At 53.5% G+C, this 22,633-nt stretch carries 18 protein-coding genes; 2 read left to right on the top strand and 16 right to left on the bottom strand.

Going from position 1 to position 22,633, the window contains the following annotated elements:
* Positions 1-4: 4 nt before the first annotated feature.
* A complete protein-coding gene (locus DPEP_RS10390) occupies positions 5-949 on the bottom strand; it encodes a ribose-phosphate diphosphokinase (RefSeq protein ID WP_005661926.1) in 945 nt (314 codons plus the stop codon).
* A 10-nt stretch (positions 950-959) separates the two neighbouring features.
* Positions 960-2,357 (bottom strand): bifunctional UDP-N-acetylglucosamine diphosphorylase/glucosamine-1-phosphate N-acetyltransferase GlmU, encoded by a 1,398-nt coding sequence (gene glmU / locus DPEP_RS10385; RefSeq protein ID WP_005661924.1) that lies wholly within the window; start codon positions 2,355-2,357, stop codon positions 960-962.
* Positions 2,358-2,802: 445 nt separating this feature from the next.
* On the opposite strand from glmU, the gene mrtS reads away from it, so the two are divergent.
* Together mrtS and DPEP_RS10375 are read left to right on the top strand one after the other, a co-directional pair.
* Positions 2,803-3,324, top strand: coding sequence for a Synerg-CTERM system glutamic-type intramembrane protease MrtS (mrtS, locus tag DPEP_RS13105; RefSeq protein WP_005661921.1), 522 nt, complete (start codon positions 2,803-2,805; stop codon positions 3,322-3,324).
* A gap of 23 nt (positions 3,325-3,347) precedes the next feature.
* Entirely contained in the window at positions 3,348-4,418 is a 1,071-nt protein-coding gene (locus tag DPEP_RS10375; protein ID WP_005661919.1) for a hypothetical protein, read from the top strand.
* A gap of 180 nt (positions 4,419-4,598) precedes the next feature.
* Here the strand turns inward: DPEP_RS10375 and glmS are convergent, their stop codons facing one another.
* The 14 genes from glmS to trxB form a co-directional block, all read right to left on the bottom strand.
* The gene (glmS, locus tag DPEP_RS10370) at positions 4,599-6,425 is read right to left on the bottom strand and encodes a glutamine--fructose-6-phosphate transaminase (isomerizing) (RefSeq protein WP_040383405.1); all 1,827 of its coding nucleotides are present in this window, start codon (positions 6,423-6,425) and stop codon (positions 4,599-4,601) included.
* 227 nt (positions 6,426-6,652) lie between these two features.
* On the bottom strand, positions 6,653-7,519 hold the full coding sequence (locus DPEP_RS10365; protein ID WP_005661914.1) for a UTP--glucose-1-phosphate uridylyltransferase: 867 nt from the start codon (positions 7,517-7,519) through the stop codon (positions 6,653-6,655).
* Positions 7,516-8,892, bottom strand: coding sequence for a phosphoglucosamine mutase (glmM, locus tag DPEP_RS10360; RefSeq protein WP_005661912.1), 1,377 nt, complete (start codon positions 8,890-8,892; stop codon positions 7,516-7,518). The genes DPEP_RS10365 and glmM overlap by 4 nt, the downstream gene beginning before the upstream one ends.
* A 32-nt stretch (positions 8,893-8,924) precedes the next feature.
* Complete coding sequence (locus DPEP_RS10355) at positions 8,925-10,148, bottom strand: CdaR family protein (RefSeq protein WP_005661911.1); 1,224 nt, start codon at positions 10,146-10,148, stop codon at positions 8,925-8,927.
* A 10-nt stretch (positions 10,149-10,158) separates the two neighbouring features.
* Complete coding sequence (gene cdaA, locus DPEP_RS10350) at positions 10,159-10,977, bottom strand: diadenylate cyclase CdaA (RefSeq protein ID WP_005661909.1); 819 nt, start codon at positions 10,975-10,977, stop codon at positions 10,159-10,161.
* A gap of 53 nt (positions 10,978-11,030) precedes the next feature.
* Positions 11,031-11,618: an NUDIX hydrolase gene (locus DPEP_RS10345; protein WP_083797585.1), complete on the bottom strand. Its 588-nt coding sequence runs from the start codon at positions 11,616-11,618 to the stop codon at positions 11,031-11,033.
* Complete coding sequence (gene pyk, locus DPEP_RS10340; protein ID WP_005661905.1) at positions 11,608-13,362, bottom strand: pyruvate kinase; 1,755 nt, start codon at positions 13,360-13,362, stop codon at positions 11,608-11,610. The genes DPEP_RS10345 and pyk overlap by 11 nt, the downstream gene beginning before the upstream one ends.
* 29 nt (positions 13,363-13,391) lie before the next feature.
* The gene (dnaE, locus tag DPEP_RS10335) at positions 13,392-16,829 is read right to left on the bottom strand and encodes a DNA polymerase III subunit alpha (RefSeq protein ID WP_005661903.1); all 3,438 of its coding nucleotides are present in this window, start codon (positions 16,827-16,829) and stop codon (positions 13,392-13,394) included.
* On the bottom strand, positions 16,822-18,486 hold the full coding sequence (dnaX, locus tag DPEP_RS12895; RefSeq protein ID WP_005661901.1) for a DNA polymerase III subunit gamma/tau: 1,665 nt from the start codon (positions 18,484-18,486) through the stop codon (positions 16,822-16,824). Before dnaX ends, dnaE begins: the two co-directional genes overlap by 8 nt.
* Before the next feature lie 91 nt (positions 18,487-18,577).
* Entirely contained in the window at positions 18,578-19,648 is a 1,071-nt protein-coding gene (locus tag DPEP_RS10325; protein ID WP_198003068.1) for a M48 family metalloprotease, read from the bottom strand.
* A gap of 34 nt (positions 19,649-19,682) precedes the next feature.
* Positions 19,683-20,135: a flagellar protein FlgN gene (locus DPEP_RS10320; RefSeq protein ID WP_005661896.1), complete on the bottom strand. Its 453-nt coding sequence runs from the start codon at positions 20,133-20,135 to the stop codon at positions 19,683-19,685.
* Entirely contained in the window at positions 20,125-20,574 is a 450-nt protein-coding gene (gene fliS, locus DPEP_RS10315; RefSeq protein WP_005661894.1) for a flagellar export chaperone FliS, read from the bottom strand. The genes DPEP_RS10320 and fliS overlap by 11 nt, the downstream gene beginning before the upstream one ends.
* Before the next feature lie 66 nt (positions 20,575-20,640).
* Positions 20,641-21,576 carry a 1-phosphofructokinase family hexose kinase gene (locus DPEP_RS10310; RefSeq protein WP_005661892.1) on the bottom strand — a complete coding sequence of 312 codons (936 nt, stop codon included), beginning with the start codon at positions 21,574-21,576 and terminating at the stop codon, positions 20,641-20,643.
* 91 nt (positions 21,577-21,667) lie between these two features.
* Entirely contained in the window at positions 21,668-22,585 is a 918-nt protein-coding gene (gene trxB / locus DPEP_RS10305) for a thioredoxin-disulfide reductase (protein ID WP_005661890.1), read from the bottom strand.
* Between the last annotated feature and the right edge of the window lie 48 nt (positions 22,586-22,633).

Here is a 22,633-nt window from a genome sequence, read left to right as displayed (position 1 = left end):
ATTATCAGTCGAAAAGACTGCTCACCGAACTGTCCACATGTACTCTACGTATAGCTTCGGCGAACAAAGGCGCTATGGACAACTGAGTAATTTTATCCAGTTTTCTCTCATCCGGCAACTTGATACTGTCGGTTAAGATCACTCCATCCACCTCGTCCGAGGCCAGACGCTCCACCGCAGGACCGGAGAGGATTCCGTGAGTGGCGCAACAATACACCTTAGACGCTCCCCGTTCCTTCAATGCCTTGGCTGCGTTGACGATGGTTCCCGCAGTATCGATTATATCATCCACCAAGATAGCGACCTTACCGGAGACATCGCCTATGACGGCCATAACCTCACAGTAGTTGGCCACCTCATGGGAACGTCTTTTATCGACTATGGCCAGGTCCGAATTCAACAAAACCGCGAACTTCCTGGCCCTCACGACCCCGCCGACGTCTGGTGCTACTACCGTGACCTTTCTGTCCTCCAGATCCTCGGCAAGCTGTTTTTTGAAGTACGAGGCCAGAAGAGGCACACCCATCAGATGGTCCACCGGGATATCGAAAAAACCCTGGATCTGACCGGCGTGAAGATCCGCAGAGATAACCCTGTGAGCGCCGGCAGTCTCCAAAAGGTTCGCCACGAGTTTTCCCGAAATGGGATCTCTCGCCTTGGTCTTTCTGTCCTGTCTGGCATATCCGAAATAGGGAATGACCAAATTTATCCTATAGGCGGATGCCCTCTTCAACGCGTCCACCATGATCAGAAGCTCCATGAGGTTTTCGTTCACAGGATAACACGTCGGTTGCACGACGAACGCGTCGGCACCTCGGACGCTTTCCTCGATGGAAAGGCCTATCTCCCCGTCGGAAAACCTAAAGTGACTGGCCCTGCACAGAGGGACGTCGAGCTCGGAGCAAATCTTATCCGCGAAAGCCTTATGAGCCGTTCCGGAAAAGATCATGAGATTGCGACTACTGTTTGACACGATCCCCACCCCCAGATTTTTTCTTCATCAAACCCCGTCTGTCCTCGATGTTTCTCTGACGGGCTCTCCCTATGGCCAAGGCTCCGTCAGGCACATCCTTTGTTATCACCGACCCTGCACCGGTCATGGCATTATCCCCGATCTTGACGGGAGCCACCAACATGGTATCGCTTCCGACAAAAACGTCGTCTCCTATGGAGGTCTTGTGCTTGTTTTCGCCGTCGTAATTGCAGGTAATCGTACCGGCTCCTATATTGACCCTCTCTCCGAGGGTAGCATCTCCCATGTAGGATAGATGGGGGACCTTACTGCCCTTGCCTATTAAGCTCTTTTTGACCTCCACGAACTTCCCCACGAAAGCCTCGTCGGAAACGTCTGCTCTATGTCTAATATAACAGAAGGGCCCCGCTTTAACCTGTCGACCCAAGGAAGAATCCTCTATTCGAACGTAACCGTTGATCCTGGAACCATCTCCCACTACAGCATCTCTCAAGACGGAGAAGCTCTCCACAGTTACGTTTCGACCTATCTCGGTTTTTCCCCAAATCTGTACGTTCGGATATATGATCGCCTCCCCCTTGAACACTACCTCAGGGCCTATCCACACAGAGGAAGGATCTATACATTTCACGCCCTCCCCGATCATCCAGCCCTTCAGATATCTGTCTCGAAGGATACGGCCGACTTCCGCCAACTCCAAGGGGTTATTGACCCCCATCACATCGTCGCTGCTATCCAGGTGTATCGCAGAAACAGGAAGTCCCATTCGATGAAAAGAATCCAATATATCCACCAGGTAATACTCTCCTTGGGAATTGTCCCTGCCCAGCTCTTTCAATCCCTTTAAAAGTGGAGGGACATCCACCAGATAGACGCCGGCATTGACCTCTGTTAGGGCTCTCTCTTCCTCGGAACAGTCCTTTTCCTCCACTATGCGAACCCTGGGATCCTTTAAGACCCTTCCGTACCCAGAAGGATCTTCGGCAGAGAAAGTGGCGAAGGAACATCCTCCTACGTGAGAATCGGATATATGTCTAGCTGTATCGGTCGTCAAAAGCGGCATATCGCCGTTAACTATAAGGACCCTGTCGAAACCTGAAAGCCAATTCTTGGCCATCATCACAGCATGTCCGGTACCAAGCTGATCTCTCTGCCACAGAACATTGGTATCAGGCCAGTTCGAATCCAGGTAATATTCGACGACATCTCCGCCATGACCGACTATGACGGCAACGGGCCCCAGAGGAGCCAAAGCCCTCATCACATGATACAGCATAGGTTCTTCGAGAACCGGCTGCATCACCTTGGGAAGGTCGCTTTTCATCCTCGTCCCCTTGCCAGCGGCGAGAACAACTATCGCCAAGGATCTCTCGTCTGCACTCATAAGTCATCATCACCTTCGAGAAGAGAAAAACACAAAAACAGGGGGAACCTCAAGGCCCCCCTTCTGATATACTGACGAAAAGACGAACCTACCTGTCGGTTCAAACTATACGACATCAGATAACTCAACAAAAGAGCGGTACTATACTACCATGGCCTCTTTGGCTGTCAAGATGAATAAGACTTTTCGAAAGAGATGGTTATATGATACGAGAATATTCTATAATTTTCATAGTGACAACGTTGGTGGCGAGCTCTCTTTCCGGCATATGGGCGGCGAAAGGGAAGACTCCCTGGGGCACGAGGTTTTTCTGGACGTCCTCAATCCTCTTCCTCTTATCCGTCTCCATAGTCCTCTACTCGGTGGTAGCACCTTGGGCTGCTGCAATACCGGCAATTCCGTCTGTTCTGTTCGCGCTTATCTTTCTGCGGATAAGGAGAAATCGGTGATACCGTTCATTATAGCCGGGATCATGCTCTACGGCCCCTATGCTTGGTGTTTCATGCTAAAGAAACCGACGGAGGAATACGGCCTATCTTGGACTCTGGACAGGAAAGGCTGTAAGGAGTCCCTTCTTGCGATAGCCCTTACATTGACCCCCTTGACCCCTTTAGCTATGAAATGGCCCGGTAATGACCTTCCCAGAGTCCTCCCGTCAAACACCGTACTAACCCTCCTGGCGGCTGGAGCCGTGGCCGCCGTGGTGGAAGAGGTCTTCTTCAGAGGCTGGCTACAGACCCTGCTGTCTAAAAGGACCAACCGCTACATCTCGATAGTGGCGACAGCCCTTCTCTTCGCCATAGCCCATCTGTTTCTCAAGCTCCATTGGCTGAGATTTGCCACTTTTTTCCCCGGTTTAGTGATGGGGATTCTTCGAGAGAGACATCGATCCGTAGCACCATCGGCTATATACCATTTCGCCGGAAATATATGGTCGATATGGTTTTTTCCCGACATACCGATTTAACTCATATCAGGAGGCGTTTGTCCATGTATAGATACCTTTTGTTCTTAACCCTATTTTTCTCTACCCTACAGGCGTCAGTCTCCAAGGCAGAGGCAGACTTGAGGTGGGACGTGGAAATTCCGATATCGGTGGGATCTCAGGCTTTCGTAGACTTCGAGGATAGGAAAATACCTATAGGCAAGGTAATGAAGATCCCTAACTCCTCGAGATATCCGGCCTATACTGCCAGTGCCTGGGGGAAGCCGGGTAGGGTATGTGCGTCCGCGGTAAACGCGATACATATGCTTTTATCCGTTGAAAAGGGAAAGGGCAGAACCATAAGCTTGATTCCTTCCGAGACGGTAGCTCCTGCGGCAACTCCTGGGACAGCCATAGTACTGGACGGTAAGGGAGGAACGGGGATCTTTGGAGCCTGGGCACCACCTATCGGGACACCTGTAACCATCAGGAATTCTGAGGGAACGGAGCGCCCTCTAAAGGCCGATGACCTGCCCCAAGAGGGAGAGACCCTGAAATTGAGGGTGGAGACCTCCGATCCTCCTGTCTTTGTGGAGATAGAAAACCACCCGGGAGGAAGGGTCTCTACCTTATCGGAACAGGGCTATAGGACAATAGCGAAGGTCGTGAGACCTGTCGGAGGAACCGGCAGGTTCGGAGGAACCCTCTATCAATCGGTCAGTAGATTAAGGGCAAACCATACGGGAGTCATAGACATCTCGACATCTCCCTATGGAAAGATCGGAGGGTTTCAAATAGTGCCCTTAAAACACGGAGACTCTCCGGAGATGGCCTCCATGTGGCACATGACCCAATGGATGATACTGGCTCCTCTGGACGGAGTTCCTCTGGCCGGCAACCCTCCACTGTTCGACGGATACCTCGTACCGGGACCGATTCAAGTAGAGGACCAAGACAGGTTAAACTTCCTCTCTCTTTGGGCAAAATACGGGAGACGATCGCTGGCCCTCTGCCGAATCGATGGAGGACCGTGGCGCTTCCTGCCGGAGTCGATAGGACGGAACGATAACTCCCTCAAATCATTGACCCATCTGAGGATATATTTCCCCGACGACAGGGAGCCGTTAAAGGACTGACACGAAGGTACCTCTGGAAACTCAGCCCCTCCGTGAGGGCCTCCTACACGACAACAGGTCGAAAATACGGGGTCGAACGTGCTCCGTCGGGGCTATATCAAGGAAGACTTACAGAGATACTAATGAAGGGTAAGCCGTAAAAATGAGAGGGATCGAGACAAGGCTCGATCCCTCATGTTTTTATTCGACAGTGACGCTTTTGGCGAGGTTTCTAGGCTGGTCTATCTCCTTGCCTTTGGCCAGGGCCACGTAGTAAGCGAATATCTGGAGAGGTATAACAGCTAAGAAAGGATTTAACTCCATATCAGTTTTAGGAACCCACATGACGTCCTCGGCCTGTCCCAAGATAGACTTCCTTCCCTCGGTCGCAATCGCTATAACCGGGGAATTCCTGGCTTTTGTCTCCTGAACGTTGGAGAGGGTCTTCTCGAAAAGGTTATCGTCGGGCATAACCACCACCACCGGAACGGACCTGTCCAGAAGGGCGATGGGACCGTGTTTCATCTCCCCAGCCGCGTAAGCCTCGGCATGAATGTAGGATATCTCCTTCAACTTAAGGGCTCCCTCCATGGCTATAGGGAAAGAAAACCCCCTCCCCAAGAACAAGAAGTCCCTGGCCTCGCAGTATCTCGACGCTATGGCCTTTATCTCGTCGGCCCTATCGATCAAGGACTCCACTTTGTATGGGAGAACCTCCATCTCTCTCACCAGCCTCATCTCGTCACCGAGAGAAAGCTCTTCTCTCAGCTTCAGAAGATAGAGGCCCATAAGATAAAGCACCGTCATCTGTCCCATGAAGGTCTTTGTCGCAGCAACTCCTATCTCTGGACCGGCCTTGAGCGACAAAACATCGTCCACTTCTCTGGCTACGGTAGAGAGCCCATTGTTGGTTATCGCCATACATCGGGCACCTTTTTCCTTGGCGAATCGCTCCGCCGCAAGTGTATCCAAGGTCTCTCCAGACTGGGTGACGAACACCGCCAGGGTATCGTTTCCTATAGGAATATCTCTATAGCGATATTCCGACGCTATATCCACCCTTATGTCCAGATCGGAAAATCTCTCTATAAGCCTCTCCGCCACCAAAGCGGCATAATATGAGGTTCCGCAGGCGACCAGATGAAGCCTCTTTATCCTCTTTGCAGATTCGGAGGACCAGGAAAGCTCTCTGGATAGGTCGACCTCACCGTGGAAGATCCTGTCCAACATGGACCGTCTCAACACGGCACCCTGCTCGTTGATCTCCTTGAGCATGAAATGGGGATATCCCCCTTTATCCACCATGGAGATATCCCAATCTATCTCCACAGCGTCCTTCTCTACGGGGTTGCCTTCGAAATCCCAAAAAGACACGTCGTTTCTGGAAAGACAGGCCATCTCCCCCTCTCCCAGGTACGCTATACTTCTCGTATAGGGGAGAACCGCCGGTACGTCGGAAGCGCAGATGTTCTCTCCATCGCCGAAAGCGACTATAAGGGGAGATCCCTTTCTGACGCAGTAGAGATGTTCCATGTCATCGGCAAATATAACCGCCAGGGCAAAAGCTCCCTCTATCCGTCGATACAGCTCGACCAGGGCTTTTTTGGGGTCTCCGTCGTAGATCTTGGCCAAAAGCTGGGCTATGACCTCCGTATCCGTGTCGGAATAAAACGAAACCCCTTCTTTCGCCAGCTCATCCCTTATCTCCAGATAGTTCTCGGCTATTCCATTGTGGACCAATACAACCGATCCATCCTGATCTCTGTGGGGATGAGCGTTTTCCACCGATACGCCTCCGTGGGTTGCCCACCTTGTGTGTCCCAGCCCGATGGTACCCTCCAGAGGAAATTCGCCGATCTGCCTGGCCAGATCGGCGACCTTGCCGACCTCTCTGACTATCTGGACGCCCTTTTCTCCCACGACGGCCATTCCGGCAGAATCGTATCCCCTGTACTCGAGACGGGCCAACCCGTCCAGGACTACCTTGGACACATCCCTGTGACCGATATACCCTACTATTCCGCACATATAAAGAACACACGTCCTTCCACGATCGGGAAAAACGGGAGCTTTTGTCCCACCGGTCGCCCAGCGGTTTTGTGTTCCCGATTCAGGGAGTTTTCCCGCCCCCCCGGAGGCATCCGCCGATAGATCGATAACCTCCGTCCTCGTCAACTAGGTCTCCCTAGTTCAGGCGCTTTTATCGGGCGCAATCGTGGTTTCGGATATCACCCCCTTCCCGTGCAGACGTCGCTCTATTTACCGGCCGAGGATATCGCTTTTTCGACCACTCCGGCTAAATCCTTTCGTCTACAGGCCATCCTGATAGTAGCATCCAACCATCCTTCCAGGGTGCCGCAGTCGTATCGTTCTCCCTTGTAAACAACCCCCCAGACCGGCTCCTCGTCTATCAAAGCTTTTATCCCATCGGTCAATTGGTATTCTCCACCGGCTCCCTTAGGCTGAGACTTAAGTAGATCGAAAATCCTTCTGGACAGAACGTATCTCCCCATCACCGCCAACCTGCTGGGAGAATCGGCAGCCGAGGGTTTCTCGACCATGTCGGTAATTCGGAATATCCCCTCCGTTCCCGAAGGCTCTACTGCCACCATGCCATATCTGGAGACTTCGGCATCCGACACCTCCTCCAGGGCCAGGACGGATCCTCCCAGAGTATCGTGAACGTCCATCAGCTGACGAAGCACAGGAGGCTGCCCCTCCATCACGTCGTCTGGAAGTATTACGGAGAAAAATTCACCGTTACACAATGGCTCTCCACAAAGCACGGCGTGTCCGAGCCCAAGCGGGGCGCTCTGTCTTACCGAGAGGATATCCCCCATAGAGGAAGTCTCCCTTACAGCGTCCAGAAGACGTTCCTTCCCCCTGGATTCAAGAATTCTCTCCAGTTCCCAGGAACGATCGAAATAATCCTCCAGACAGCCCTTTGAGCGCCCTGTGACCATTATCATCCGAGAACAACCCGAGTTACGGGCCTCGTCTACTCCATAGTGGATGACCGGGCGATCCAAAAGAGGGACCATCTCCTTGGGAATCTCTTTCGTGGCAGGCAGAAATCTTGTACCCAGTCCCGCTACCGGGAAGATGCACTCCAAATGGGTCATACTATCATCTCCAATATGCGCCTCTGTAGATCGGAGGATATCTCCTCCATCAGATTCGGGTCCTGACATTCGACGAGGAGCCTGACTAAAGGCTCCGTGCCGGACGGTCTTAGGAAAACTCTGCCGGTATCGCCTAGATCTTTCGACGCAGACTCCACCGCGGAGGCTATATCCCCGTCGTTCATAACGCGACTCTTATCCTTGACGACTATGTTGGTAAGCTTTTGGGGGAATCGCCCGAAACGATCCACCAAGGTGTCGATATCCTCCTTCAGCTCGTTGCAAGCTCTCAAAAACAGAAATCCCGTACATAATCCATCGCCCGTTTTAGTGTAAGGAAAGACTATCACGTGCCCCGATTGTTCTCCGCCGAGCCTGGCATCCTTTTCCACCATTGTCTGAAAGACGTAACGGTCTCCTACGGGACAACGATGCACATCGATGCCATCGGCCTTTAAATGGTGATCCAGGGCCAAATTGCTCATAACTGTGGCCACTACCCCAGCACCCAGCTCCCCCCGGGAATGAAGCCATCGGCCTATGATCCAGAGCATTATGTCTCCGTCCAGGACTCGCCCCTTTCCGTCGGAGAGAAGGACCCTGTCCGCATCCCCGTCGTAGGCGATCCCCAACGACATACCTCTTGCCATGACTTCCTTACAGAGCCCCTCCATCGCCATGACACCGCATTTTTCGTTGATGTTCAGTCCATCCGGAAGATTGCCTACGGCGGAAGAGTTAACCATCCCCATCCTGCCGATCATATCCGACACGATCGGAGATAGAGCTCCATTGGCACAGTCGAAAAGTATCGAAGCCCTATCGAGACCGACGTGGCCAACCAGGTCCAGAACATGATCCTCGTACTGTCTGTTGAAGTCGCACTCTCTGCTCTCGATAGAGCCGACCGAAGCACCTGATGGACGCCATTCATCTATCAGATTGTCTCCAAGATAGTCCTCTATCGAAAGTTCATCCTCGTCGGAGAGCTTACACCCGACTCCATCCAGGAACTTTATTCCGTTATACTCCGCTGGGTTATGAGAGGCGCTTATCACGGCCCCTCCCTGGGCCGAAAAAAACCTCACTCCAAAACCGACGGAAGGAGTAGGAGTCACTCCCACACATATTACATCCGCCCCGGCGGACGTCATGCCAGCCGCAAGAGCGGCCTCCAACATAGGTCCGGAACGGCGGGTATCCCTACCCACTACTATCTTGGGCCTGGGGAATCCCCTTTCGGTCAAAAAGAGAACGTATGCTCTGCCTAGGCGAAGAGCCATCTCAGGGGTCATGGACCCCCTGTTGGCCACGTCTCTGACCCCATCGGTACCGAAGAGACATCGCCTCCTCTTAGTAGCTACGTCGCTCATAAGCGCTCCTCCCTCGTTTATCCTATATGACATCAATCTATTTTAGCCTTAACGGTCACTCTTTCAGGAGCCACCGATACGACCTTAAGTCCCTTTTCTCTCATCTCGATCGTTACGGGAACCCGAAGCTGTCTCGATACTATGTTGGTAACGTCAACGTATACGAAAAAGGGGATTTCCGAATCTTCCAGGGATTTCATCACCTTCGCTGGTCCTTCCAATCTGACGTCCACGGTCTGGGGAGATACCTCCCATCCGGGATAGACACTTCTCCCCTTAGTGACTACGGGAACCCCGGCAAACAGTCTGCTCTCCGTTTTAGGCTTAAGCATGACCTTCACGGACACCGCGGAATCACCCAGAAAATGGACCTCTTCGTCCTCAAGCGGCCTCAAGGGTACTATCATCGATCTGTCTTTATCGAACCCGGTAAGATCGATAGTCTCAGTCTCCACCTTGTCTATTTTCTTGATAGCCTTTTCCGGCCCCTCTATCTCGATCATCGACGGAGTAACTACAAGGGTTTTAACCTCGAAACTCTCCGCCGGGGATCCACTAACGGAAATATCTACCGGCAGGGTCTTTCTCGGAAGTCCCTTACGAAGTATCGCCGTAAGATCCGCCTCGGAAGGATGGACAGTCAAAGAGTCGTCAGCCCCCTCCGATTGTATCAGCTTAACCGGCAAGGTAAGCTTTTCTCCTTTTTGAAGTTCATCTACGGTAGGCTGGACCTGGACCTCTTTAACCGAGGCCAGATCCTCCTCCGGGCCTCTGACGGTTACCTCCGTCGGGGATAGGTCCACTGCGTCCATCAACAACCCGGCAGGGAGACCACCTACCACGGAAACGTGTATGGGCAACACTTTTTCCGCATACCTGAGCAGAGACACCTCCATGTTAGGAGGCCGAACGAACCCCAGCTTAACTCCTGCGGGCAATATCACCTTAACCGGCAGCCGGTACTTACCCGGAGCAAGCCCCCTTACGTCCACCTCGCATAATATGTCCATCGGGTTTAAATCGGCGACTACGTCTCTTTTCCCCTCCACACCTACGTCCACTTTACGAAGCTCGGAGGTCAAGGTCAGCTCCGAGGAAAGGTTGAGGAATTGGACGTCGCAGGACACCTCTTTTTCCATGTTGCCGCCGATATCCCCGTTTACGTAGAACCACAGCACCAAAGCGACGAAGAGAGACACTATTCGAAGGAAGAATCTGGATCCGAAAAAGTTATCCACGTTTTTTAAAAAAGGCATCGTTCTACCCTCACGATCCTAGAGATTTTATCTCATCTCTGAGAGTATCGAGGAAGGATTGCTGTTCCGTATCCTCTCCGGAAAAATAATGGACCAAAAGCTTATGCACCTGATCGTCCTTGAGGTTTCTGGAAAGATGTCCGTTAATGGCCAGAGACACCTCTCCTCTCTCCTCCGAAACTATCAGGGAAATAGCGTCCGACACCTCGGTGACCCCAAGACCGGCCCGATGCCTCGTCCCTATCCACCTAGAGAGATCGCTGTTCTCCGTCAAGGGCAGATAACATCCAGCCGCTATGATCTTGGATTGATCCAGGATGACCGCTCCGTCGTGGAGTGGGTTGTTGACCCAAAAGATGGATATCAAGAGTTCCTGAGTTATGTCCGCGTTCAACTCTATGGCTGTACGCCAAAAATCCTTCAGCCCCGTCCCTCTCTGCAATACCAGCAAAGCTCCTATCCTTTGACCCTTCATGTAGATTAGGGCTTTCGATATTTCCCCGGCGATCGTCTCCGCTCTTTTCTGCGCCTTATGTCTCTTCCATATGTTCCCCCTGCCGAGCTCCTCCAGGACTTTCCGAAGCTCGGGCTGAAAGACTATGGGAACGGCTATTACCGTTATGCTCAGGATTTGCCCCATAAACCACGATATGGTCCCCAGGTTGAGGAGCCTGGCGGATGCCGCGAGCATACCGATAACCAGAAGCCCCTTGACCAGCTGCATCGCTCTCGTTCCGTATAGCAGCGAAAGAAGGCGATAGACGACGTAATATATGACCAATATATCGACTACATCCTGCCATCTTATAAGCTTAAATATTTCCGTCATGATGCATCCCCTTCTCGACCTGGCCGCTAGATTCAAGAGGCTTGGAAAAACGACTATTCAAAAGACCGAAAACGCCGAAAGAACCCTAGGCGATCCACATTCCGGAACATCCTGGCTGAAGCCCCCCAAAGGGACATTTTTTCGCAAAGAGGATATATGGGATAAGAGTATTCGACCCCCCTATAAAGACCTCTCTTCATCTCCGGAGAACCGGAGAGAGTATCGGGATCCAGGAGAATCACCCTCGCGACCTCGTCCTCGTTGAGGACGAAATCCGACTCCCTCACGGCTCCATCGACCTCTACGACTATAGGTATGACCTTGAAACCGCTGACAAAGACGTCCTCAATTGGGACGGCTCCGAGAAATTTAAGATATTTCCCGTCCAGGCCTATCTCCTCGCAGGTCTCTCTACAGGCCGTTTCCCATGGGGTGAGGTCCCCCTCCTCTCTGGCTCCTCCGGGAAAAGCTATCTGCCCTCCGTGAGACCTCATCGATTCCGGCCTTAATATCGACACAACTCTAGGCCCAGCTTTGGTCGATAAGATAGGAATGGCAACCGCTCCCCATCGGACCGGTTCAAAGTTACCGACGAGAGTCTCCCACGGAGAAAAAGGGGAAAAGCGTGGGCTAGGCTCCAACGTTTACAGTCCCCTCGTAGACCAGTCCTTTCCCGCTGTCTACCGTCACGATGTTTCCGGTCTTAAGGGACTCCATGCATCGAGAGGCGTTGACGATACAGGGCAGGCCGAGTTCAAGGGCCATTATAGCCGAGGGAGACGTAAGCCCTCCCTCCTCCGTGATCAAAGCACCGGCTCGCTTTAAAGCAGACATGTAGGATCCATCGGTAAAGGAAGTCACCAGTATATCCCCGTCCTGCATGGATTGAGCTTCCTTGGCAGAAGAGGCCTTAAACACCCGACCAGCCAGGACCTTGGGAATCACCGGAAGGCCTCTAAGGACGATTCGCCCTATGGTATGGACCCTCACCATATTCGTAGTCCCTGGCACGTCCAAGGGCATACCGGCGGTTATCACTACCATATCCCCTTCTGATAGAAATCCTCGCCCCATGGCGGCGGCGACCGCTCCCTCTATCGCCTCGTCCTCAGAACCGTCGGTGCTCTTGAAAAGGGGAACTACTCCCCAACTGAGCGAGAGCTCTTTTTGCGTCTTTACCGATGGAGTGGTGGCGATAATCGGACAATCCGGACGATATTTGCTGACCATCCTGGCAGTAACGCCGCTTCTGGTAAGGGAAAGAATTGCCTTGGCCCCGGTTTTTTTAGCTATCTCCACCGCGGCCATACTGACCGCATCCGGAACGCTGTTGGGCACGGAAGGGACCTCAAAGGGACGTTGCCATCTCTCGAGCTGTTCCTCCGCCTTGGAGATAATTCTGGACATTGTCTCCACGGACCTCGCAGGATATTTCCCCGCCGCGGTCTCTCCCGAGAGCATCAACACGTCGGCGCCGTCTAGAACCGCGTTTGCCACGTCGCTGGCCTCCGCTCTGGTAGGCCTTGGATTTCTGATCATCGAGTCCAACATCTGGGTGGCCACTATGACCGGCTTTCCCTGACCTCTGCATATATCTATCAATCTCTTCTGGACCAGCGGAACCTCCTCGGTCGGTATCTCGACTCCCAGATCTCCTCTAGCTATCATCATCCCGTCTACGACCTCGGCTATCTCGTCTATGTTTGCCACCGCTTGGCGGGTCTCGATCTTGGCGATTATCTTTATGTTTCCACCGGCATCCTCTATTACCTTTCTCACAGCCAGGACGTCCTGTCTGTCCCTCACGAAAGAGACAGCCACGAAATCCACGTCGTTTTCTACGCCCCATAGTATGTCCTCCCTGTCCTTTTCGGACATGGCGGAGAAGGAGAAGTTCGCTCCAGGCACGTTGACGCCCTTTCTGTTGCCCAAAGAGCCTCCTACCACTACGGAACAGTCGACAGATTCCTTCGAGATGGAATCTATCCTGAGATGAATGGTACCGTCGTCTATGAAGACATCCTGTCCCACCGAGACCTCGTCTCCCAAGAGATGATAGGTGACCCACACGCCGGAGGAGTCCCCGGGAGAATCGTCTTTAAGCCTCAAGGAAAAGGCGGAGCCCTGAACGAGATCGGTGGTTCCGTCTTTCAGAAGCCCGGTCCTTATCTCCGGTCCCTTGGTATCAAGCATGATCGGCACCGGGCCTCCGTACACATCGGAGAGACCACGGACCAACCTCAAAGTATCGAGATGCCCTTCGTGGGTTCCATGGCTGAAGTTCAGGCGAGCCACGGTCATGCCTCCCTTTATCATCTCCGCCAGAACCTCTCTGTCGGAGCTGGAAGGGCCCAATGTGCATATTATCTTGACCTTTCTCTGCATATTATATTTCACCTCCGAAAAAAAAGACTCTATATCCTCAAAGCAACTAGATCGGAGGAAATCAAACTCTCCAGCTTTTTACGGAGATCCGAGCTAGGGGATATTCTGATATCGTCCAGGATCACGCACGCTCTTTCGTGGTCGCCCTCCAACTTCAACAAGACCGAACTATCGCCTGGGTGCCCCTTCAATATACGCAAAAACTCCCTGAAAAAGGACTCCCTGAAGGCCTCCTCCCGGAGGGATATCTCGGCGTATCGTTTGACGCCTACGAGCTCTCCCTTCAGGGGAACTACCTCGTTCACCAGAACGTTCACCCCGCCCCGATCCTGCACGGATCCTCTGACCAGGTAGGGGTCTCCCAATATCAAAGAGGGCTTGATATCCAACCAGGGTCTTCCTTCCCTGGGTTTGGGGAAACATACTGCCTCGATCTCTCCGGAACAATCCTCGAAACGAAGTATCCCCATAGGCTCCCCTCTTTTGGTATATTTTTCCACCGATTCCACCAACATGCCGGCGAAGCAGGGAGACACCTTCTCGCTCCTCCAGAGCTCCAGATCGGAGATGGTACAGTTGACGTATCTGGAGGCCTTCTCCTCGTATCTCTCGAAGGGATGTCCCGATATATACATGCCTATGGCGGACTTTTCCATCTCCAGTTTTTCCTGTATATCGTAATCCTCGACCTCTACCATATCTGGGTGAACTGCCGCCTCCTGTTCCCCGAAAAGCGAACACTGGTCTCCGTCGCAACCCCGTTTCAAAGCATAGTCCATCATGGCCGGGAAGGATTCCATGAGCTGTCTGCGATTTGGAGATATGCTGTCGAACGCCCCGGCCTTTATGAGGTTTTCCATGACCCCCTTGTTCAGACAGCGAACGTCCACTCGGTCCAGAAAATCCCAGAGATCCTTGAAGGGGCCTCCCTCTTCCCTGGCCTTTATGATAGCCTCCACCGCCCCTGATCCCACCTTGCCCACGGCCTCGAGGCCGAAACGGATTACGTTCTCCGCAGCTGTGAAGGCCGAACGGGACTGGTTTACGTCCGGGGGCAACACAGGAATGCCAGATTTTCTGACCTCCCTGACGTAGGCTGCCATGACGTCCTTTTTTGACCCTATCTGGCTGGTAAGATAGGCTGCCATAAATTCCCTATCGTAATGGGCTTTGAGATAGGCTGTCTGGTAACTGATGAGAGCATAGGCGGCACTGTGGGATTTGTTGAAGCCGTATCCGGCGAACTTCTGTATTATGTCGAAGATCTCGTCGGCCTTGGCCTTGTCAACTCCCTGCTTCTCCGCTCCGGAGAGGAAGATGGCCCTCTGCTCGTTCATGACCTCGACCTTTTTTTTCCCCATGGCTCTGCGAAGAAGATCCGCTCCCCCCAGAGTGTAACCAGCGAGGGTGGATGCGCATTTCATAACCTGTTCCTGATAGAGAATGACCCCGTGGGTTTCCTTCAGGACGTCCTCCAGCATGGGATGAAGATAATGAGCTTTGGCCCTGCCGTGCTTGCACTCCACGTACTGATCCAGCATTCCGCTCTCCAGAGGACCGGGGCGATAGAGAGCCAGCACCGCTATGACGTCCTCGAAGCTGTCGGGAAGCATCTTCTTGAGCAACCGTCTCATACCGGCCGACTCCAATTGGAACACTCCCAAGGTATCTCCCGCCTGGAGCATCTTGAAGGTAGACTGATCGTCCATGGGCAGTTCGTTCAGGTTTGGAGGTTCCTTGCCGTTGGTTTTTATATTTTCCAACGCTTCTTCCAATATGGAGAGAGTCTGAAGTCCCAGAAAGTCCATCTTGACCAACCCCAGCCTCTCGACAGGCTCCATCGAGAACTGCGTCACTACCTGGTTCTCCCCTATCTTACGGACCGGAACCAGGTCGGTAAGAGGCATGGGGGTTATTACCACCCCGGCTGCGTGCTGGGAACAATGCCTGGCCAAGCCCTCTATCTTGGCGGCGCTTTCCAGCAAGGTCCTCATCTTAGGGTCCTTGTCACGGATTTCCTTGAGATCCGGGGTCAGGGAGATGGCATCGGCGATGGACTTCACTCCGTCGGGAACGAGTTTGGCTACCCTGTCCACCTCGGCGTAGGGAATACCCATGGCTCTTCCCACGTCCTTTATGGCAGCCTTGGTCTTCATCCTACCGAAGGTTATTATCTGGGAGACGTTTTCCACCCCGTACTTCTCCACGACATACTTTAGAAGATCTTCCCGTCCCTTGTCAGAGACGTCCGTGTCTATATCGGGCATGGTCACCCTCTCGGGATTGAGGAATCTCTCGAAGATCAGACCGTATTTTATGGGATCCAGCTCGGTTATCTTCATGGCGTATGCCACCAGAGACCCCGCAGCGGAACCTCTCCCGGGACCTATGGGTATGCCCCTCTCCTTACAGGCCTGTATGACATCGGCGATTATCAAAAAATAACCGGGGAACCCCATCTGATTAATCACCGACAGCTCGTATTCGAGTCTCCGTCTGTACTCATCCGTCAGAGGAGCACCCTTCAACCTCTCCTTGAGTCCATCGAAGGCGCTTTTCTCCAGAAAGCTCTCCAAGGTCTCACCCTCGGGTATATCGAACTGGGGAAGCTTATACTCCCTCGTCCCCAGGTCGAAGGAAACGTCGCACCTTTCCGCTATTTTCAGAGTATTCTCCAGAGCCTCCGGCACATCGTCCCCGAATATCTGCCACATCTCCTCTGCGGAACGAAGGTAGAAGTCGTTGGTCTCGAAGGACATCCTCTTAGGATCGTCCAGGGTCGAGTTGGTCCCCACGCACAGAAGAATCTCGTGCCAGTCGTAGTCCTCCTTGTTCATGTAGTGCGAGTCGGTGGTGGCCACCAGAGGGAAACCGTGCTTACGGGACATCTCTATCAGTCCCTTGTTGACAACCGCCTGGTGAGGGATATGGTTGTACTGTATCTCGAGAAAGAAGTTGTCCTCGCCGAATATATCCCTGTAGAGATTCGCCCTATCCAGGGCCTTCTCGTCCTCTCCTGCTATGAGAAGCTGGGGGATCTCTCCGGCCAGGCAGGCGGAACAGGCTATGATCCCCTCGCTGTAACGGGACAGAAGGTCGTGGTCCACCCTGGGTTTGTAGTAGAAACCGTCGGTGTTGGCGATGGAGACCAGCTTTACCAGGTTGTGGTATCCGACGTCGTTCTCCGCCAGGAGGAGAAGGTGATTTATCGGATTTTCCTTTCTCTTCTCCTCTATTCCCTCTGGGGCAACGTAGATCTCGCACCCTATGATCGGCTTGATTCCCTCGTCCTTGCAGGCCTGGTAAAACTCTATGACACCGTACATCACGCCGTGATCCGATATGGCTACGGCGGGCATACCCCATTCCTTGGCCCTTCTGGCTAGCTCCTTGCATCGGATGGCACCGTCAAGAAGGCTGTATTCCGTATGGACGTGAAGGTGGACGAAATTCTTTTCCTTAGTCACCGTCTATCTCATCCTCCTTCTCTATCTCCTCGTCTTTGCGAAGGTAAAGGACCTCCCCGGAGGTCTGGGATCGGACCACCTGAAGGGCTCTCAATAAACCGTCGTCCCCGTCGGGGACCTCTATATCCTCTGTTTTGGAGACATCCGTCGATTTTACCTCTTTAACAGTCTCCCTCTGGTCCTCCCGATCGACCTCCAGGGGAAGTTCCTGCGACGAAGGAGCCGATAAGGGCTCGTAAACCCTCTCTCGATCTCCGCAACGAAAGACGACTCGCCCCTCCCATCCGTCCTCGTTCAGAACGGACTGCATTATATAGGCGTTTCTCTCTCCGGAGAGAAGCTCGAAGCAGAAGACTCTTTCCGGAGATACCACGACCTCCATCTCGTCGTCGGACCTAGATATGGCGCAAAAAGCCAGGGCGGAGACTATATGGGGTATATCCCCAAAGCGAGACCACAGTGGCGGATCCTCTCCGTCTGACGCGGGAACGGATACGGGCGCCGGTTTCGCCGAGACCGGCTCCTCATTAGGCGGCTCGACGGTAGGAGACTTGATGGAGGACGGCGTTTCCGAAGGCACCAGACGGGTCATCAAAATCCCGATCAGCACGTCCTGCCTCAGTCCTCTTCTGCCCTGAGGCATAAGGGACGACGTCAGTTCCATCATATCCCTGAGAAACGGTTCGTTCCATCTTCCGACGGTTCGGGTCAGGAAACGACTTTCCCAGGGAGACAGGCCCAAAGCGTCTATTCCCTTCTCGCCCCACCTAGAGGCTATCCAGAGATTCCTGAATATAACGTAAAGTCCGTCGAGCACCCTCTCCACAGAGGCGCCTCTGAGGAACATCCCCTCGAGGTCCTTGAGGGTGCCCATTTCACCTCTTTCGTGAAAACCGTCGAGCCATCTACACAGCTCTCCGTGACTTCCTCCTCCCACCAACCGTTCAACCACGGACAAATCCACCCCGTCATCCTGGACAGCCATAGCCTGCTCCAACAGTGAAAGCCCGTCCCTCAGACCACCGTCGGCCTGACGGGCGATCTCCCATAGGGAGTCGTCGTCGCATTTCACCTTTTCCAGTTCGGTGACATAACGCAATCTGGAGACCATATCCTCCAGACCGATAGAGTGAAAGGGTATATGCTGACATCTGGAACGAATCGTAACCGGAACCTTGAAGGGCTCCGTGGTCGCCAGGATGAAGAGCACCGACTCGGGGGGCTCCTCCAGTGTCTTCAACAAGGCGTTGAAAGCCCCTATGGAAAGCATGTGGACCTCGTCCACTATATAGACCTTGTAGGGAGAGGAAAAAGACGCCAGCCCCACGTGGGTCTTGAGATCCCTTATCTCGTCGACCCTGTTATTGGAGGCTCCGTCTATCTCTACGACGTCGAGGGAGTTTCCCTCCGAGATACTGCGACAGGAATCACAGACGTTGCAGGGTTCTCCGCCCTTGCCTCGGTCACTACAGTTGACGGCCTTGGCGAAAAGCCTGGCTACAGTGGTCTTTCCGCAACCTCTAGGACCGGAAAAGAGATAGGCGTGTCCCACGTTACCCCTGGAGACGGCGCGGCGCACCACCTCTACGGCGGTATTTTGGCCGGTTACGTCCTGAAAAGTCTGAGGTCTATAGCGACGGTACAGAGAAAGGTACATGGAAGTCCTCCTGTTCTTATAAAAAATCCTCCAAGGAGGCACGACCATTATACCCGACGGGCTGTTCGGATGCAGCGTGTCGGGCTCTTCGTCAGGAAAGATAGTCTGCTGTGGGGTTCTTGTCCTTAGCCGCGGAGAGAGCTTTCAATATGCCCTTTCTGAGCTCGGACAGAGAGGATGTTCCTTTCGGAAGGGGGTCGGAAGCTATTATATGTCCGCTTATGATAAGCGATTTCCGTCCCTCGAGGGTCCCTATTATCTGTATGTCGTGTGGTGATGTCTCAAGTTCCAGGCTATCGGATATAGCCGAAGCCACCTCGGCCAAGTACTCCCGATTCTCCGAGGAAGACGACCAGACGGGCAGCCCGTCGACGGTCAGCTCCAACCTATAGTCCGATTCCCTCACCTCTGTAACTAAAAGATTCAAAGCGGCTTTACGGCTGAGCTCCCAGCCGCTGTCCTCTATGAACCTCGTGATATAGTCGATTCTATCGGATAATCTAGGATGATCCATGAAAACACCGGGATCTACGTAAGGCCTCTTCAGCTGTTCCGCTGCCAACCCCTCCATCACGGTAAGAGCGGCGGCGGAAGGATAACCGGCCCGGTGAATCTTATCGACGGCGCCAAGATCCGCCTCCCTCTCGAGGTCCCGGCTGTATCCGTTGGTTATGGCGATCTGAGCCACTCCAGCCATCATGGCAGCGGCTGCCTGCCCCTCGCTGGCGATCAAGATAGCCAAGGTAGCCAATGACAGCTTCTGGGATCTCTCCGCCTGGATCATGACGTGGTTTTTGTCTGCATGGGTCAACTCGTGAGCCAAAATAGCGGCCAATTCGCCGTCGCTCCTAACGAAATCCAACATGCCGGATGTGACGTATATTCCACCTCCGGGGATACAGAAGGCGTTGGGAAAATCGGCATCCAGGAGATTCACGCTGTAGGGAAGCTTCCTCTCGACGAAGGGAAGCAATCTCTCGAACACCGCCCTTACCCTAGCGACCTTGACTGGATCGGATACGATCGGCCACTGCTCCTCTACCTGAGAGGCCACTTTTTTGCCTAAGGCTATCTCCCTTTCGTAAGGACCGGCTAGTCCGGCCACGGGGGACAGAAAGAGACAGAGAGCCAAGGATAATAAAAAAATGGCTTTCTCAGCCATTTTTTTAAGAGTATCCATCCTCACGACGGCACCTTCAGATGCTGCCCATATATCCCCGTACCGCCTTTTTGCCGTTGGCGACCCGGGACATCCGGCTTCTGAGCTCACTCAATTTTCCGGCCATCTTCTCCTGCGCGACGTTCTCGAAATCTATAGAGGCAGAGACCAGATCCTGAATCTCTCTCACCCTGGATATAAGGGCCTCGTAGCCTCTCTCACCCACCGCCGAGGCAAGAGCCTTCCAGAAAACCGGTTCGTCTCGGCCCTCCGATATCCCTAGTTCGGAGGACACATCCCCCCAACGCTCCATAAGAAGCTCCTGTCTGGATATTATGGACTGTTTTTCCTGAAGGATGGACATGAGGAGATCCATATCGTCACCGTCGATGGCCTCCAGCTCTGCGTCTATTCTCGACCTGAGCAGCCGGTAAAGATCAAGCTCCTGTCTCAGCAATCCGGCTACCAGATCTTCCAGCTTAACCGGCAAAACTAACCCCTCCCCCGGACGGGACGGTCTCCTCCTGATTGTTGGAGATGGCCTCTTTCTTGATCTTCTCCAATGCTTCCTGCCAGGTATCCCGCAGCTCTTCCAGCATGGACCTGACCATAGCCACCTTTTCCTCCGATTTCTCCACGTTGGCCTCCACGAGGCTACGATGCATGAAATCGTATAGCCCCATCAAGTTCTCCGCGACGGAACCACCGACCTGCACGTTGAGTGAAACCATAAGTTCCCTAATTGCGTTCTGAGCTCTCAAGAGGTTCTCGTGGCTTTCCTCGGTATCGCCCTTCGCTATGGCCGATTCGGCGGACAGGCAAAATCTAATGGCTATATCGTAGGTTATCAGCAACAACTGTTCTCTAGAGGCAGTTCTGATCCTAGTGACCTGATAGGCCAACTGAGCGTTCTGATTCTTCTGTTCCATAAGCACCCACCTCCTATCAGTAGTTTCGGATGTTTCCCGTCTCCGGCTTGAACCGAAATTCGACGGTCAACGAAGTTTCTCTATCTCCACCGTCGACATATACCGTTCCACTGCCTCTCTGCCGCTGATCCCCTTGGCCATGTGGGTAGCGTCCTCCATGGCACAGCCCATGCTGAAACGGATGGCTTCCTCCGGAGACATGCCTTCCATATAACCCACAACTAACCCAGCCACCAGAGCATCGCTGGCCCCGAACATGGAGACCACGTCGGTCCTGTCTCCCAGTTTTGCCAGATAGATGCCGTCCGGTGTAAAAAACACGTCTCCGTAGACGTGATACGAGGAGACCGCCCAGTTCACCCCCAGATCGTGGAGGTCGGAGACAGCGCGGATCAGGTTGTCCAGAGTGGAAAGCGGGGTTCCCGAAAGTTGAGACATGAACCTATGGTCGATCTTGGCAAAGGACGGTCCCGCCTCTATACCGGCCATAAAAGCTGGCCCCGCGGCATCAACGAAGGTTTCCACTCCTACGTCTTTGGCCATGGACACCAGATCCCTGTAGATATCCTGCGGAACTCCCGGAGGGATGGAGCCTCCTATAACCACCACCGAAGCTCTGTTCAACATCCGTCTGTAATTGGACAGAAAGCGAGTGAGAGCATCCTCCGAGATCTCCGGTCCGGACTCGGATATTCCCGTCTCGACCCGGCCGGTCTCGTCCACTACATAGACGTTGGTCCTGGTCTCTCCGGTAACGTGTACGAAGTTGGTGGTTATGCGAAGGCGCCTCAAGACGTCTCTGATGTAATCCCCATTAAACCCCGCCAAAAAACCCATAGCGGCCGATTCATGGCCCAGCTGATTCAGGAGCAGGGAGACGTTGATCCCCTTTCCCCCTGGAGATCTGTCGGACGATACCGCCCGAAACCACCCTCCCGGATTGAAATCCCTGACTACATAGCCTTCATCGACCGCTGGGTTTAGAGTCACAGTGACGATCATCGATCATCCTCCTCCGTTGAAGGGACATTTTACCTAAAGAAAAGGGCGGGGTGACAGCCACCCCGCCCCACCGCCTATAAGTATAAATCTTCTAGAAGTGCTCCGCAATATATTCGTAGGAGGACATGGCCGCGATTGCTCCGTCGCTCGCGGCAGTGACAACCTGGCGGAGGGATTTGCTCCTAAGGTCGCCGGCGACGAAGAGTCCCTTCATCGACGAGGCCATCTTTTCGTCGGTCTTGACCCATCCGCCCTTTTCGGTCTCCAGAATATCCTTGACCAACTCGGCGTTGGGGGTGTTGCCGACGAACATGAATACGCCGGATACGGGGATCTCGGAGATCTCTCCGGTCTTGACGTTCTTGAGAACGACCTTCTCGACCATACCGTCTCCGGCGATCTCCTCGACCACGGAATCCCAGACAGGCTGGATCTTGGGATTGGCCAGAGCACGATCCACAGCCACCTGATCGGCCCGGAACTTGTCCCTTCTATGTACGATATAGACCTTGGAGGCGAACTGAGTGAGGTAGCAGGCCTCCTCTACGGCGGTGTTTCCTCCTCCGATGACCGCTATCTCAAGATCCTCGAAGAAGGCTCCGTCACAGGTAGCGCAGTAGCTGACCCCCTTGCCGGTGAACTCGGCCTCTCCGGGGCAACCGAGCTTTCTGAAGCTGGCTCCGGTAGCGACGATGAGGGCCTTAGCCTCTATCTCGCCCTTGTCGGTCACGACTATCTTGGAATCTCCGTTCTCCTTGATGGACTTGACCTCGGCCTCCATGAACTCTGTCTTCAGGGATTCGGCGTGATCTCTGAACATATCTCCGAGCTCGGGGCCGGTAGCGTGCTTAACTCCAGGCCAGTTCTCGATCTCGTCGGTCACGCAGATAGCGCCGCCAAAGACACCCTTCTCTATCACCAAGGTGCTCAAACCGGCCCTTCTTCCGTAGATGGCCGCGGTAAGACCGGCAGGCCCAGCTCCTATGATAACAAGATCTCTCTGTTCCATGACAATTCCTCCTCAGTTCTGATATCTCTTCCATGCGACACGATCGCA

Source organism: Dethiosulfovibrio peptidovorans DSM 11002 (assembly GCF_000172975.1).
GTDB lineage: Bacteria > Synergistota > Synergistia > Synergistales > Dethiosulfovibrionaceae > Dethiosulfovibrio > Dethiosulfovibrio peptidovorans.
Note: the sequence above shows the minus strand (reverse complement) of the source record. Positions and strands in the feature narration are given on the sequence as shown.